At 73.9% G+C, this 14655-nt stretch carries 10 protein-coding genes and 3 pseudogenes; 9 read left to right on the top strand and 4 right to left on the bottom strand.

Annotated elements, in window-relative coordinates:
- Positions 1-35: 35 nt before the first annotated feature.
- On the bottom strand, positions 36-785 hold the full coding sequence (locus tag BM536_RS24740; RefSeq protein ID WP_094103480.1) for a L,D-transpeptidase family protein: 750 nt from the start codon (positions 783-785) through the stop codon (positions 36-38).
- Positions 786-1202: 417 nt separating this feature from the next.
- On the opposite strand from BM536_RS24740, the gene BM536_RS24735 reads away from it, so the two are divergent.
- Positions 1203-1550 (top strand): DUF488 domain-containing protein, encoded by a 348-nt coding sequence (locus tag BM536_RS24735; protein ID WP_073499373.1) that lies wholly within the window; start codon positions 1203-1205, stop codon positions 1548-1550.
- Positions 1551-1772: 222 nt separating this feature from the next.
- Here BM536_RS24735 and BM536_RS24730 read toward each other — a convergent pair.
- Positions 1773-3440: pseudogene (locus BM536_RS24730) on the bottom strand (FAD-binding dehydrogenase); the annotation flags it as partial.
- Positions 3441-3457: 17 nt separating this feature from the next.
- Entirely contained in the window at positions 3458-4126 is a 669-nt protein-coding gene (locus tag BM536_RS24725; RefSeq protein ID WP_073498307.1) for a TetR/AcrR family transcriptional regulator, read from the bottom strand.
- Between the two features lie 194 nt (positions 4127-4320).
- Here BM536_RS24725 and BM536_RS24720 point away from each other — a divergent pair, with 194 nt between their 5' ends.
- The 3 genes from BM536_RS24720 to BM536_RS24710 all read left to right on the top strand — a co-directional run bounded on the left by BM536_RS24720 (position 4321) and on the right by BM536_RS24710 (position 7022).
- The gene (locus BM536_RS24720) at positions 4321-4947 is read left to right on the top strand and encodes an alpha-ketoglutarate-dependent dioxygenase AlkB (RefSeq protein WP_094103479.1); all 627 of its coding nucleotides are present in this window, start codon (positions 4321-4323) and stop codon (positions 4945-4947) included.
- An 80-nt stretch (positions 4948-5027) separates the two neighbouring features.
- Positions 5028-5777 (top strand): MBL fold metallo-hydrolase, encoded by a 750-nt coding sequence (locus BM536_RS24715; protein ID WP_073498306.1) that lies wholly within the window; start codon positions 5028-5030, stop codon positions 5775-5777.
- Between the two features lie 9 nt (positions 5778-5786).
- A complete protein-coding gene (locus tag BM536_RS24710; protein ID WP_073498304.1) occupies positions 5787-7022 on the top strand; it encodes a DUF4032 domain-containing protein in 1236 nt (411 codons plus the stop codon).
- A gap of 19 nt (positions 7023-7041) precedes the next feature.
- Here the strand turns inward: BM536_RS24710 and BM536_RS24705 are convergent, their stop codons facing one another.
- On the bottom strand, positions 7042-7914 hold the full coding sequence (locus tag BM536_RS24705; RefSeq protein ID WP_094103478.1) for a universal stress protein: 873 nt from the start codon (positions 7912-7914) through the stop codon (positions 7042-7044).
- A gap of 66 nt (positions 7915-7980) precedes the next feature.
- Here BM536_RS24705 and BM536_RS24700 point away from each other — a divergent pair, with 66 nt between their 5' ends.
- From BM536_RS24700 to BM536_RS24680, 5 genes and pseudogenes are all read left to right on the top strand, one after another.
- On the top strand, positions 7981-8334 hold the full coding sequence (locus BM536_RS24700) for a VOC family protein (RefSeq protein WP_073498303.1): 354 nt from the start codon (positions 7981-7983) through the stop codon (positions 8332-8334).
- A gap of 169 nt (positions 8335-8503) precedes the next feature.
- A pseudogene (locus BM536_RS24695) lies at positions 8504-10179 on the top strand (NAD(P)/FAD-dependent oxidoreductase).
- A complete protein-coding gene (locus tag BM536_RS24690; RefSeq protein WP_073498301.1) occupies positions 10176-11657 on the top strand; it encodes an ATP-binding protein in 1482 nt (493 codons plus the stop codon). The pseudogene BM536_RS24695 and the gene BM536_RS24690 overlap by 4 nt, the downstream one beginning before the upstream one ends.
- The gene (locus BM536_RS24685) at positions 11654-12007 is read left to right on the top strand and encodes a UBP-type zinc finger domain-containing protein (RefSeq protein WP_073498299.1); all 354 of its coding nucleotides are present in this window, start codon (positions 11654-11656) and stop codon (positions 12005-12007) included. Before BM536_RS24690 ends, BM536_RS24685 begins: the two co-directional genes overlap by 4 nt.
- Before the next feature lie 137 nt (positions 12008-12144).
- A pseudogene (locus tag BM536_RS24680) lies at positions 12145-14655 on the top strand (ATP-binding protein); the annotation flags it as partial.

The raw sequence follows: 14655 nt of genomic DNA, 5'->3' as shown, positions 1-14655 counted from the left end.
CCGGTGGGCGGTGGGCGGTGGGCGGCCGGTCCGGGTCAGCGGGCCAGGGAGGCATGGTCGCCCATGACGACGACCGGATGGAGGGCGGGGTCGAGGGCGCGGAGCAGTTCCCTCATGTGCGGTTCGGCGATGCTGACGCAGCCGTGCGTGGGGCCGCCGTGGTCGACGTGGATCCAGATGCCGCCGCCGCGCCCGGTCCCGAGGGGTCGGGTCCAGTCCAAGGGCGAGGTGCCGGGCTTGCGGTTGTAGTCGATGGCGATCACGTAGTCGAAGGAGCCGGCCAGGGATTCGCCCTCGAAGCCGGTGCCGGGTGAGCGGAATCCGCCGGTCGACCGGTCGTACGGCAGCCGGGTGCCGGGGTCGGGCAGTCGTCCGCCGGCGTCGGTGAGGCCGTACACGCCGATGGGTGAGCGAAGGTCGCCGGAGAGGTGGTGGTCGGTCCAGCCGCGCAGGGCGTTGTGGGCGGGCCAGGTCGGACCGGGCTGCCAGCCGGTGCCGGTGCGGCGGTACAGGACGGCTTCGGAGAGCGGGGAGTCCCGGCCGCGCCCGGTGACCACGACCACCTGGCGCGCGGAGGCCGGCACGGCGGAGCGGGTCTTCGGGCCGAGGCCAGGCAACTGCTGCGGGACCGTCTGCGCGGCGGCCTCGGGCGCGGGCGTGCTCGGCGCCGCCGCGGTGGTCGCGGGGTCCGGGGCTCTGCGGTCGGGTGAGGCCGCCCCGCCGCCGCATCCGGTGAGCAGGAGGGACGCGGCGAGCAGCGCGGCGCGGACGCGATGCGTGATCATGATTCGACCCTGGCCGAGAGGTGTGAGGAACTGGTCAGGTTCTCGGGGCTGGTTGGGCTTTCGCGAGCGTACAGCCAGGTCCTGACGCGGCGACCCGGCACCTCGACGGCGAAGCCGTCCTCACCGCGCGCGCCACCGAGAGGGGTCGCCGACGCCGGGCGTGCCCACCGGACCGGCCGCGAGCGCGGGATCGGCGGCCGTGAGCAGGGCCGTCACGGCCAGGGGTACGGCCGCGAGGAGGGCGGGGCGTCTGCGGAGGTGAACCACGTGCGCTCCTGGGGGTGGCTGTGATCGAACATGACCTGACCAGGCAACGCGCCCCGCCGGTTCGCCCTCGTTCAGGTCAAGCCGTGCGGCGCGGGCGGGCGGCCCGTGCTTACCCTCGGCACCACCGCCCACCCCGTGGAGAGGCCGCCCATGAGTGTCCGCGTACGCCGTGTGTACGACCCACCAGAGTCCGGGGACGGCGTCCGCGTCCTGGTCGACCGGCTGTGGCCGCGCGGTCTGGCGAAGGAGGCGGCGCGGGTCGACGAGTGGCCCAGGGCGCTGACTCCGTCGAACGAGCTGCGCCGCTGGTACCACACGGGCGAGGGCTCGTACGAGGAGTTCGCGCGGCGGTACGAGGCGGAGCTGGCCGAGCCCGAGGCGGCCGAACTCCTCGACCGTGTGCGGGAGTCGGCGGCCGTGGGACCGGTGACCCTGCTCACGGCGGTGAAGGAACCCGAACACAGTCACGCGGCGGTGCTGGCCCGCATCCTCGGCTGAGGGCAGGGTCGCCCCGTCGACCGGGGGCGGGCAACCTGCCCGTCGGCGGGGAGCGCGGCCTGCTCGGCAGCGAGGCGCGCCGCCTGCTCGGTCGACGGCCGGTCCGGTCCCGACCGGAATCCGACGGCCGACCGCCCGCCGGGCGCCGGCCGCCGCCACTGTCGACGGCCGACCCACCCGGTCATGGGCCGGCCCCCGCCCCCGACCCCCGGGACTCACCCCCGTCTGCCGTGCCGCCGCGCGTCCCGCCGCGCGTCCCGAGAAGAGGCAGCCGCCGAGGAAGGTGCCCTCCAGGGCGTTGTAGCCGTGGACGCCTCCGCCGCCGAAGCCGGCGACCTCGCCCGCCGCGTAGAGGCCCTCGACCGGGCTGCCGTCGGCGCCGAGGGCGCGCGAGTCCAGGTCGGTCTGGATGCCGCCGAGCGTCTTGCGGGTGAGGACGTGCAGCTTGACGGCGATGAGGGGTCCGGCGTCGGGGTCGAGGATGCGGTGCGGGGACGCGACGCGGCCGAGGCGGTCCCCGATGTAGCGGCGGGCGTTGCGGATGCCCTGCACCTGGGCGTCCTTGCTGTAGGAGTTGGCCATCTGGAGGTCGCGGGCGCGGATCTGCCGGCGGAGGACGTCGGCGTCGAGGAGCGCCTTGTCCGTCAGGCCGTTCATCTTCTCGACCAGCCGGTCCAGGGTGTCGGCGACGACGAAGTCCGCGCCGTGGTCGAGGAACGCCTGCACGGGGGCGGGCGCGCCCTTGCCGAGGATGCGGTCGCGCAGGACGGCCTTGCGGTCCTTGGCGGTGATGTCGGGGTTCTGCTCGGAGCCCGACAGCGCGAACTCCTTCTCGACGATCTTGCGCGTGAGGACGAACCAGGAGTGGTCGTGTCCGGCGATGTCCTCGGTGGTGCGCAGATGCCGGAGGGTGCTGAGGGTGTCGTATCCCGGCAGGCAGGGGTCGGGCAGCCGGCGGCCGAGGGCGTCGAACCACATCGAGGACGGTCCGGGCAGGATGCGGATGCCGTGGCCGGGCCAGACGGCGTCCCAGTTCTGGACGCCCTCCGTGTAGTGCCACATGCGGTCGCGGTTGACGAGCCGGACCCCGGCCTCGGCGCTGATGTCGAGCATGCGGCCGTCGACGTAGGCCGGGACGCCGGTGACCATCTCGGCGGGCGGGGTGCCGAGCCGTGCCGGCCAGTAGCGGCGGACCATGTCGTGGTTGGCGCCGATGCCGCCGCTGGTGACGACGACGGCCTGGGCGGTCAGTTCGAAGTCGCCGACGCGCTCGCGGCTGGAGGAGACACCGCGTGGTGAGTCGTCGGGCGCGAGCACCGTGCCGCGGACGCCCCGGGCGGCGCCGCCCTCCAGGACCAGTTCGTCGACGCGGTGACGGTGGTGGAAGGTGAGCAGCCCGTCCCTCGAGGCCTGCTGGGCGTACCTGACGAACGGCTCGACGACGCCCGTGCCGGTCCCCCAGGCGACATGGAAGCGGGGCACGGAGTTGCCGTGGCCGTCGGCGCGCAGATCGCCGCGCTCGGCCCAGCCGACGGTCGGCACGAACGAGATGCCGTGCCCGGCGAGCCAGGTCCGCTTCTCCCCCGCCGCGAACTCGACGTAGGCGCGCGCCCAGCGCACCGCCCAGGAATCCTCGTCGTCGGTGCGGTCGAACCGGGCGCTGCCCTGCCAGTCGCTCCAGGCGAGGTCGAGGGAGTCCTTGATGCCGAGGCGTCGCTGCTCGGGCGAGTCGACGAGGAACAGCCCGCCGAAGGACCAGAACGCCTGGCCGCCGAGGTTGGCGGCGTTCTCCTGGTCGACCAGGGCGACCCGCCTGCCCCTGCTGGTGAGTTCGTGCGCCGCGACCAGGCCGGCGAGGCCCGCTCCGACGACGATGACGTCCGCGTCCATGGCGACCGTTGCCCTTCTCATTCGGGGTGGTTCTCGGGATGGTTCCGGGGGTGGCTCGTGGGGTGGCTGTGGGTGCTGCCCTCGGTGAGCAGCGCGGTGAGGAGCTGCTTGAGCCAGGCGCGGGCGCCGTCCACGTCCTTGTCGAGCAGCAACTGGGTGGTGACCCCGTCGTACGCGGCGACCACCGCGCGGGCGGCGGCGTCGGCGTCGCCGAGGACGGCGGGCAGGGCGGTGTGGGCGCGGTCGCGGCCGAGCCGGTCGGCGATGGCGCCGCGCAGTGTCGCCCGGTGCTCGAGCAGGGACCGGGCGACGGCCGGGTCACGGGCGGCGTGCACGAGGAAGTCCGTCTTCACCAGCAGCCAGTCGTGGTCGAGGAGCAGCACCTCGGTGACCCGGTCCACGGAGGCGGGCACGTCGAGGCCGGGTCCGTCCCCGGCGAGCGCGTCGGCGACCTGCCGGGCGATGAGGTCGGCGCGCTGCCGGTAGAGCGCGAAGAACAGCTCGTCCAGGCTGGCGAAGTTGGAGTAGAAGGCGCCACGGCTGTATCCGGCGGCCTCGCAGACCTCCTCGATGGAGACGCGTCCGAAGCCCTTGGCGGCGAACACCTCGAAGGCGGCGTCGAGGAGGTTGGCCCGGGTGCGCAGCCGACGCCGGGTGACGCGCCTCGCCGTCTGGTCAGCCGTCATGTCGGACCTCCGTTCGATACGGGAATGTATCCGATGCGTCGATGTATCGAAAGGCCTCGACACCGACTCGGGGGACGCGAGCACAGGCCCGACAGCGGCCGTCGCCGGCACGCGTCCGTCGCCGACTCGGGAGACCGCGGCCCCGACCACCAAGCGCATGGAACACATATTCGATTAAGGAGTACGCTGGGCCCATGACCAGGCACCTCCAGGGCTCCCTCTTCGACCAGACCGACGAGCTGCGCCTCGGCCCCCTCGAGGGGATCCGCCGCACCGCGCTCGGCTCGGGCGCCTGGATCGACGTGCTCCCGGGCTGGCTCTCCGGGGCGGACCAGCTGTTCGAACAGCTCGCGGCCGACGTCCCGTGGCGCGCCGAGCGCCGGCAGATGTACGACCGGACGGTCGACGTCCCCCGGCTCCTCGCGTTCTACGGCGAGGACCGGGAGCTGCCGCACCCCGTGCTGGACGAGGCCCGCGCGGCCCTCTCCGCGCACTACGCGGGCGAGCTGGGCGAGCCCTTCGTCACCGCGGGCCTGTGCTACTACCGCGACGGCCGTGACAGCGTCGCCTGGCACGGCGACCGGATCGGCCGGGGCGCCCGTGAGGACACGATGGTCGCCATCCTCTCCGTGGGCGCGCCCCGCGACCTGCTGCTGCGCCCGGTGCGCGGCGGCGACACCGTACGGCGCCCCCTGGGCCACGGTGACCTGATCGTGATGGGCGGCTCCTGCCAGCGGACCTGGGAGCACTGCGTCCCCAAGTCGACGCGCGCCGCCGGGCCGCGCATCAGCGTGCAGTTCCGGCCGCACGGCGTGCAGTAGGACCACGCGCGGGCCCGGCGCACCCCGTCGATCTGCTTTGCTGTCCCCGTCGGGCACGGACCTCACCCCACGGGACGATCATGCGGACAGACGTACGGCAGGTCGCGGACGGCACCTATCTGGTGCACGGCGGCCACACCAACTGGGTGATCCTCACCGAGGGCGACGCCGTCACCCTGATCGACACCGGCTATCCCGCGGACCGGCAGCGGCTCCTGGACTCCCTTGCCGCGGTGGGCGCTTCACCGCAGGCGGTCACCGCCGTCCTCATCACCCACGCGCACAACGACCACCTCGGATCCGCCGAGCACCTGCGCACCGAGTACGGCACCCCGGTCCATCTGCATCCGGCCGAGGTGCCCCACGCGCGCCGGGACTTCCTCCAGCAGGTCGGCGTCGGCACGGTGCTGCGCAACGCCTGGCGGCCCGGTGTGCTGCCCTGGGCGGTCCACGTCCTGCGCTCCGGCGGCACCGAACAGCACCCGGTCACGTCGCCGCAGCCGTTCCCGGCCGCCACCGGCCCGCTGGATCTGCCCGGCCGGCCCGTCCCCGTGCACACCCCCGGCCACACGGACGGCCACACCGTCTTCCACCTCCCCGACGCCGGGTTCCTCGTCTCCGGTGACGCCCTGGTCAGCGGGCACGCGACCTCGCGGGTGCGGGGCCCGCAGCTGCTGCCCGGCATGTTCCACCACGAGCGGGACCGCGCGCTGGCCTCGCTGGACGTGATCGAGTCCCTCGCCGCCGACACCTTGTTGCCCGGCCACGGACCCATCCACCGGGGGCCGGTGCGGAAGGCCGCACAGCAGGCCCGGGAACGCGCCGTCTAAGGTCGGGCCATGGCTTTGCAGATCAGTGCCACCAACCCGGAGCACCCGGCACTCCTGTTGGAACTGCCCTGGCAGCTTCCGCTGGAGGAGTGGCCCGAGGACGTTCTCGTACCGCTGCCGCGCGGCATCTCCCGGCACGTGGTGCGCTATGCCCGCGCCGGCGACGAGGTGATCGCCGTCAAGGAGCTGGCCGAGCGCCCGGCGCTGCGCGAGTACGAGCTGCTGCGCGACCTGGACCGGCTGGGCATCCCGGCCGTCGACCCACTGGCCGTGGTCACCGGGCGCGTCGACGCCGGGGGCGATCCGCTGGAGTCGGTGCTGGTCACCCGGCATCTGGGCGGGTCGATGCCGTACCGGTCGATGTTCGAGACGACCATGCGTCCGGCGACCATGCACCGGCTGATGGACGCCCTGGCGGTGCTGCTGGTGCGGCTGCACCTGTCCGGCTTCGCATGGGGCGACTGCTCGCTGTCGAACACGTTGTTCCGGCGCGACGCGGGCGCCTACGCCGCCTATCTCGTCGACGCCGAGACCGGTGACCTGCATCCGCAGCTGAGCACCGGGCAGCGCGACTACGACCTCGACCTGGCCCGCGTCAACATCAGCGGCGAGCTGCTCGACCTGGAGGCCTCGGGCGCCCTGCACCCGTCGGTGGACCCGGTGGAGTTCGGCATGGAGATCTGCGCGCGCTACCAGGGCCTGTGGCAGGAGCTGACCCGCACCTCGGTCTACCCGGCGGGCAAGTACCACTACATCGAGCGCCGGATCCGCCGGCTCAACGAGCTGGGCTTCGACGTCGCCGAGATGCAGATCGAGCACTCGTCCAACGGCGACACGGTCACCTTCGTGCCGAAGGTCGTCGACGCGGGCCACCACCAGCGGCAGTTGCTGCGGCTGACCGGCCTGGACACCGAGGAGAACCAGGCCAGACGGCTGCTCAACGACCTGGAGAGCTGGATGGCCACCCAGGACGACTACGCCCCGGGCGACCCTCTCGCCGCCCGCCCCGAGGTGCTGGCGCACCGCTGGGTGCGGGACGTGTTCCGGCCGACCGTGCGGGCCGTGCCGCTGGAGCTGCGCGGCTCCATGGATCCGGCGGAGATCTACCACGAACTCCTCGAACACCGCTGGTACCTGTCGGAGCGCGCACAGCACGACATCGGGCTCGACACGGCGGTGCAGGACTACATCGCCAGGATCCTGCCCCGCGCGCGGGAGACCCTGGAGCCGACGACGCCGGAGTGAGCCGGGCGCCGGGAGCGCGTCACTCGTGCGGGACCACGGCGACCGGGCAGTCCGCGTGGTGGAGCACGCCGTGCGCCACCGAGCCGATCCGGGCGCCGACGCCGGTACGGCGCGCCCGCCGGCCGACCACCACCAACTGGGCCCGCCCGGACACCGACAGCAGCACCTGCCCCGCGCTGCCGATCTCCACATGCTCCACCACCGGCACGTCCGGGAAACGCTCCCGCCACGGGGCGAGGGCCTCGGCCAGCGCCTTCTTCTCGTACGGCTCCAGACCGCCGGCGTCGTCGAGCAGCTTGAGCGAGGCGGGGCTGTAGGAGAACACCGGCGGCAGGGTCCAGGCGCGCACGGCGCGCACGGACGCGCCGCGCGCGGCGGCCGTCTCGAACGCGAACCGCAGCGCGGGCCCGCTGTCCTCGGGCGAGCCGTGCTGGCCGACGATGATCTCGTGCCCCGCCACCTCGGCGCTCGCCTTGTCCCCGGCCCGCACCAGGACGACCGGGCGCCGGGCCTCGGCGATCACCTGCTGGCCCACCGAGCCGAGCAGGAACCCGACGACCGCGCCGTGCCCGCGCGAGCCCAGCACCAGCAGCTCCGCCTCCGCCCCGGCGGCGACCAGCGTCTCCGCCGGCTCGCCCTCCACGATGTCGCCGGTCACCCGCAGGCCGGGGTGGCGTCCGCAGACGTCGGTGACGGCGTCCCGGACGGCTGCCCGCACCCACTCCTCCTGGGCCTCCCGGTCCGCCACCTCGGCCGCCGCGTCCGACTGGAACCGCCAGGCGTGCACCACCCGCAGCGCCAGATCCCGCCGTACGGCCTCCCTGGCCGCCCAGGCCAGTGCCGCGAGGCTCTCTTCCGTCCCGTCGACCCCTGCCGTGATCACGCCCGTCATCCCGTCGCCTCCCCGCGTGGTGATTTCGCTTCGTCGGGTCCAGTGTTCACCACTACAGTTGCCGTCATGACCTTGGAGTGGGAACAGGTGATCGTCGACTCGGCCGATCCGGTCGCGCTGGGACGCTGGTGGGCCGAGGCGCTCGGCTGGGTCGTGGTGAACGACGCGGCCGAGGAGTTCGAGATCAGACCGGCCCCCGACCGGCTGCCGGGCCTGCTGTTCGGGCCGGTGCCCGAAGCCAAGACGGTCAAGAACCGTCTCCACCTGGACTTCCGGCCCGAGGACCAGCACGCGGAGGTCGAGCGTCTGCTGGCCCTGGGGGCGCGCCACGCCGACGTCGGGCAGGGCGAGGTGAGCTGGGTGACACTGGCGGACCCCGAGGGCAACGAGTTCTGCGTGCTGAGCGACCGCAAGAGCTGAAAGCCCGCCCCGCGTCGACCACCAGTGCACCGCCCGTGCCCGGACCTGCACCGGGAGCGCACGGCCTGCCCGGTCCCGGAGCGAGCCGGGGCGATCGAACATACGATGGGCGGAAACCGGCGCGGGGCCCGCCGTGCCGCGAGTCCTGAACCCCCGGGGTGGGAGACGTATGGCACAGGCCGCCGAGACCGCGCGGACCGTCATTCTGACCGTGGACGACGACCCGGGGGTCTCCCGCGCCGTCGCCCGCGATCTCCGGCGCCGTTACGGCGCCGCGTACCGGATCGTGCGCGCCGAGTCCGGCGAGTCCGCGCTGGACGCTCTGCGCGAGCTGAAGCTGCGCGGCGACCTGGTGGCCGTGATCCTGGCCGACTACCGCATGCCGCAGATGAACGGCATCGACTTCCTCGAACAGGCCCTGGACGTGTATCCGGGCGCACGTCGCGTGCTGCTGACCGCCTACGCCGACACCAACGCGGCGATCGACGCGATCAACGTGGTCGACCTCGACCACTACCTCCTCAAGCCGTGGGATCCGCCGGAGGAGAAGCTCTACCCGGTCGTGGACGACCTGCTCGCTGCGTGGCGCGCCAGCGACCACCGGCCCGTGCCGGCCACCAAGGTCGTCGGGCACCGCTGGTCGGCGCGCTCCTCGGACGTGCGCGAGTTCCTGGCCCGCAACCAGGTGCCCTACCGCTGGTACTCCTCCGACGAGCCCGAGGGACGGCGGCTGCTCGCCGCGGCCGGCGCCGACGGGCAGCGGCTGCCACTGGTGATCACTCCCGACGGCACACCGCTGATCGAGCCGGACGCCCCCGAACTCGCCTCGCACGTGGGGCTGGCGACGACCCCCGAGGCCGAGTTCTACGACCTCGTGGTCATCGGCGGCGGCCGGCCGGGCTCGGCGCGGCCGTCTACGGCGCCTCGGAGGGTCTGCGCACGGTGCTGGTGGAGCGGTCGGCGACCGGCGGACAGGCCGGGCAGAGCTCCCGCATCGAGAACTACCTCGGCTTCCCCGACGGCGTGTCCGGCGCGCAGCTCACCGACCGGGCCCGCCGGCAGGCGGCCAGGTTCGGCGCCGAGATCCTCACCGCGCGCGAGGTGACGGGACTGGAGGTCTGCGGCCCCGCCCGCGTGGTGCGGTTCTCCGACGGGTCGGCGGTCGCCGCGCACAGCGTGATCCTGGCGACCGGTGTGTCGTACCGCCAGCTCCTCGCGCCGGGCTGCGACGACCTGACGGGCTGCGGGGTGTACTACGGCTCGGCGCTCACCGAGGCGGCCTCCTGCCAGGGGCAGGACGTGTACATCGTGGGCGGCGCCAACTCCGCGGGCCAGGCGGCGATGTACCTGGCGCGGGGCGCCAAGTCGGTGACGCTGCTGGTGCGCGGGGAGTCCCTCACGGCGTCGATGTCGCACTACCTCATCCAGCAGATCGAGGAGGCGCCGAACATCTCCGTGCGGACCCGTACCGTCGTGGAGGCCGCGCACGGGGAGGAGCACCTGGAGCAGCTCACCCTGCGGGACGTGGACAGCGGGGCGAGCGAACTCGTCGACGCGCAGTGGATGTTCGTGTTCATCGGCGCGGCCCCGCTGACCGACTGGCTGGACGGCACGGTGCTGCGCGACGAGCGCGGGTTCATCCTGGCCGGGCCCGACCTCACCGCGGACGGGCGGCCGCCGGCGGAATGGGAGCTGGACCGGCCGCCGTACCACCTGGAGACCAACATCCCCGGCGTGTTCGTGGCGGGCGACGCGCGCGCCGAGTCGGCCAAGCGCGTCGCGTCCGCCGTCGGAGAGGGAGCCATGGCCGTCATGCTCGTCCACCGTTACCTGGAGCAGTCATGAGCGGGCGGCCGATGCCCTGCGACGCGGCCGAGATCAGCACGCTGTTCCTGTTCGAGAAGCTCTCCCCCGAGCAGCTCGGACGGCTGTGCGCCGAGGGGCGGGTGGAGCGGTTCGAGGCCGGTCCCGTGTACACCGAGGGCGACCCGGCGACCTGCTTCTACGTGATGATCGAGGGCACGGTGGTGCTGTACCGCCGGGTCGGCGCCGACGACGTCGAGGTCAGCCGCACCTCGCAGCGCGGGGTGTACGCGGGCGCGATGCAGGCGTACCTCGGGGACCGGGTGCCGCAGGTCTACAACAACTCGATGCGGGTGACCGAACCGACCCGCTTCTTCGTGCTGCCCGCCGAGTCGTTCTCGGACATCATGCGCGAGTGGTTCCCGATGGCCGCGCATCTGCTGGAGGGGCTGTTCTTCGGCTCGAAGAACACCCAGCGGGCCATCGGGCAGCGCGAACGGCTGCTGGCCCTCGGCTCGTTGTCGGCCGGGCTCACGCACGAACTCAACAACCCGGCCGCCGCGGCCGTACGGGCCACGGCGACGCTGCGGGAACGGGTGGCGAAGATGCGGCACAAGCTCGCCGTCATCTCGCAGGGCGCCTACTCCCGCGAGGTGCTCGCCAAACTGATCGAGATCCAGGAGCGCACGGCCGAGCGCGTCGCCAAGGCACCCGTGCTGAGCCCGCTGGAGGCCTCCGACCGGGAGGACGAGCTGACCGACTGGCTCGACGACCACGGCATCCAGGAGGGCTGGCGGGTCGCGCCGACGTTCGTGCAGGCCGGGCTCGACGTGGACTGGCTGGAACAGGTCGCGGCGGCCGTGGCGGCCGACATCCTGCCCAACGCGATCGGCTGGCTCAACTACACGGTCGAGACCGAGCTGTTGATGGACGAGATCGACGACTCCACCAACCGGATCTCCCATCTCGTCGACGCGGCCAAGCAGTACTCGCAGCTCGACCGCGCCCCCTACCGGGTCGTCGACGTCCATGAACTCCTCGACAGCACCCTGCTGATGCTCTCCGGGAAGATCGGGCAGCGCATCGTGGTCGTCAAGGACTACGACCGCACCGTGCCGGACGTCCCCGCGTACCCGGCGGAACTGAACCAGGTGTGGACGAACCTCGTCGACAACGCCGTGTTCGCCATCAACAGCATCGGCGGGGAGGGCACGTTGACCGTGCGGACCGCCCGGGAGGGCGACCGGCTGCTGGTGGAGTTCGGCGACACCGGGCCCGGCATCCCGGCGGACATCCGCAGCCGCATCTTCGACCCCTTCTTCACCACCAAGCCGGTCGGCGAGGGCACCGGCCTGGGTCTGGACATCTCCTGGCGGATCGTCGTCAACAAGCACCACGGCAGCCTCCAGGTCGAGTCCGCGCCGGGCGACACCCGCTTCCAGGTGCTGCTGCCGCTGACCGCGCCCGAAGCCGATGCCGACCCCGACAACGCGTCCGAGACCACCGAGGAGCCCGTATGACCGACACCGACGCCATCGACCCGAGCGTCCCGCCCACCGGTACCGGCTGCGTCGAGTGCGACGCGACGGGCGGCTGGTGGTTCCACCTGCGGCGCTGCGCCCGGTGCGGCCACATCGGCTGCTGCGACTCCTCCCCCGCCCAGCACGCCACCGCGCACTGGAAGGCCACCGGGCATCCCCTCGTGCAGAGCTTCGAGCCCGGCGAGGACTGGTTCTGGGACTACGACAGCGACGAGCTGTACGAGTCGGGCCCGGAGCTGGCGCCGCCGTCCGGCCACCCGCTGGGCCAGCCCACGCCCGGCCCTGCGGGACGGGTGCCGGACGACTGGGCCCGGTCGCTCAACCGTTGAGGCGCTGCGGCCTGAGGCGCTGGCGCTGCGGACTGAGGCGCTGAGTCACGGATCCGCTCAGCCTCTGCGGCGCCGCGGCTGCGGGGTCCGCGCTGCTCACCGGCGGAGTTGTCGGTGGCGCATGCCAGGATGGAGGCGTGCCTCCCACAGCGTTCGCCACCGTGTTCATCGGCCGGGACGAGGAAATCGCCCGGCTCTCCGGCGTGCTGGAGCGCGCCCGTGCCGGGGAGGCGCGGGCGGTGCTGGTCGCCGGGGACGCCGGCGTCGGCAAGACGCGCGTGCTGGACGAGATCGCGGCGCGGGCCGCGCGCACCGGGACGACCGTGCTCACCGGGCACTGCGTCGATCTCGGTGACGTGGGCCTGCCCTATCTGCCGTTCACGGAGATCCTCGGTGCGCTCGCCGGGGACGAGCGCTTCGCGGCCGTCCTCGCCGGGCATCCCGTCGTCGACCGGCTGCTCGGCGGCGGGCCGGACGACGCCGTACGGGACCTGGGCGGGCGGCTGCGGCTGTTCGAGGGGATGGCGGGCCTGCTCGCCGACCTGGCGGAGGTCAACCCGCTCCTGATCGTGCTGGAAGACCTGCACTGGGCCGACGAGTCCTCCCGGGACCTGCTGCGGTTCCTGCTGAGCCGGGGCGTCCTCCAGCGGCCCGCGGGCGGTGCGCCCGCCCACCGGCTCGCGCTGCTGGCCTCCTACCGCGCGGACGATCTGCACCGCCGCATCCGCTGCGGCCGCTGCTGGCCGAGCTGGTGCGGCTGCCGGGCGTGGAGCGGCTGGAGCTGCGGCCCCTGGCGGACGCCGAGGTGACCCGGCTGGTGCGCGCCCTGGAGGACCGTCCGCTGCCGGACGCCACGGTGCGCGGCATCGTGGAGCGCGCCGAGGGCAACGCCTTCTACGCGGAGGAGTTGCTCGCCGCGACGGACACCGGGGCGGGTGGGGTGCCGAGCGGACTGGCCGACCTGCTGATGATCCGCGTGGAGCAGCTCTCGGAGACGGCCCAACTGGTGCTGCGGACCGCGGCCGTGGCAGGGCGGCGGGTGGAGCACGACCTGCTGCGGGACGCGGTCGCGCTGCCCGAGGACGAGCTGGAGTCGGCGCTGCGCGAGGCGATAGGCCGACAGCTCCTCGTCGCGGGCGCGGGCGACACGTACGCCTTCCGGCACGCGCTCGCGCGCGAGGCGGTGTACGCCGATCTCCTCCCGGGGGAACGGGCCCGGCTGCACGGCGCGTTCGCCCGGCTGCTCGGCGGCCGGGGGCACCGCGCCGAGACCGCCGCCGAGCGGGCCCACCACTACCGCGAGAGCCATGACCTGCCGGAGGCGCTCGCCGCCTCCCTGGAGGCCGCCGACCACGCCCAGCGGGTGGGGGCGCCCGCCGAGGAACTGCGCCAGCTGGAGACCGCGCTCGACCTGTGGCCCACGGTGGACGCCTCCGCCCGCCCGTCGGGCGAGGGCATGGACCGGGTCACGCTCATGCTGCGCGCCTCGGCGGCTGCCGCGCACGCCGGGCAGGGGCACCGCGCGGTCTCCCTGACGCGCGCCGCGCTCGCCGGGGTGGGCCAGGACGCCGACTCCGAACTCGCCGCGCGCGTGCGGTACACGCTGGCCGGGACCCTCCTCGGCGTCGACAGTCTCACGGCGGCGTTCCGCTACAGCAGCGAGGCGCTGGCGATGATCCCCGCCGAGCCGCCGTCCCCGACGTGGGTGTGGGCCGCGGCCACCCATGTCCTGGCGGCCCGTCAGGTCGGGGAGACGGAGACCGCGCGGCGGGTCGCCCGCCAGGCGCTGGCCGTCGCGGACCAGCTGAAGGTGACCGACGCGCAGGCCGACCTGCTGATCTCGCTCGCCGTCCTGGAGGGTGGCGGCCGGCGCTCCCCCGAGGGCCGCGAGCGCCTGCGGGAGGCCCGGGAGCTGGCCCGGCGGGCGGGCAGCGCCCCGGTGGAGATGCGGGCCCTGTTCAACCTGGCCATCGGCTGTTACGAGGCAGGGGAGTTCGAGGAGTGCCTGCCCTGGCTGGCCGACGGCCTGGACCGGGCCCGCCGGGCGGGCCTGCTCTCCTCGCCGTATCCGCTGGAGATGCGCTATCTGCAACTGCTGCTGCTGCACACCCTGGGCCGCTGGGACGAGTGCGTGCGGACGGCGGCGGCCGACCTGGCGGTCCTGCCCTCGGCGGGCGGGTACGCGGCCGGGCCCGCACTGTACGTCGCGCTGGCCCGCGGGGAGGCGGGGGCCGTCGACCGTGCGCGGGCCCTGGCGGGGGGCGCCGCCGACTGGATGGCGACGCTGGTCACCGCCGTCGTCCTGACCGACGCGGCGGCCCTGCGGGGTGACGCCGAAGCGGCGGTGGCACAGATGCGTGCCTCCCTGGAGGCGCTCACCGGCGACACGGGCGGCCGCCCGGACGTCGCCGTCCGGCTCGCCGCCCTGGCGCTGACGCCGGTGGCCGACACGGCCGCCTCGGCCCGCGCCGGCGGCGACGGGGCTACGGCTGCCCGCTGGTCGACGGTCGCGGAGGAACTCGTGGACCTGGCACGGGCGGCGGCGCAGCGCGGCGAGGCCGGGGTGCCGGCAGGGTCCGGAGGGGCCAGGCCTGGCTGGCCCGCGCCGAGGCCGAGCGGGCGCGTGCGGCCGGCGAGCCGGACGCGGC

Source organism: Streptomyces phaeoluteigriseus, assembly GCF_001896135.2.
Lineage (GTDB): Bacteria > Actinomycetota > Actinomycetes > Streptomycetales > Streptomycetaceae > Streptomyces > Streptomyces phaeoluteigriseus.
This window is presented reverse-complemented; position numbering and strand designations above follow the sequence as displayed.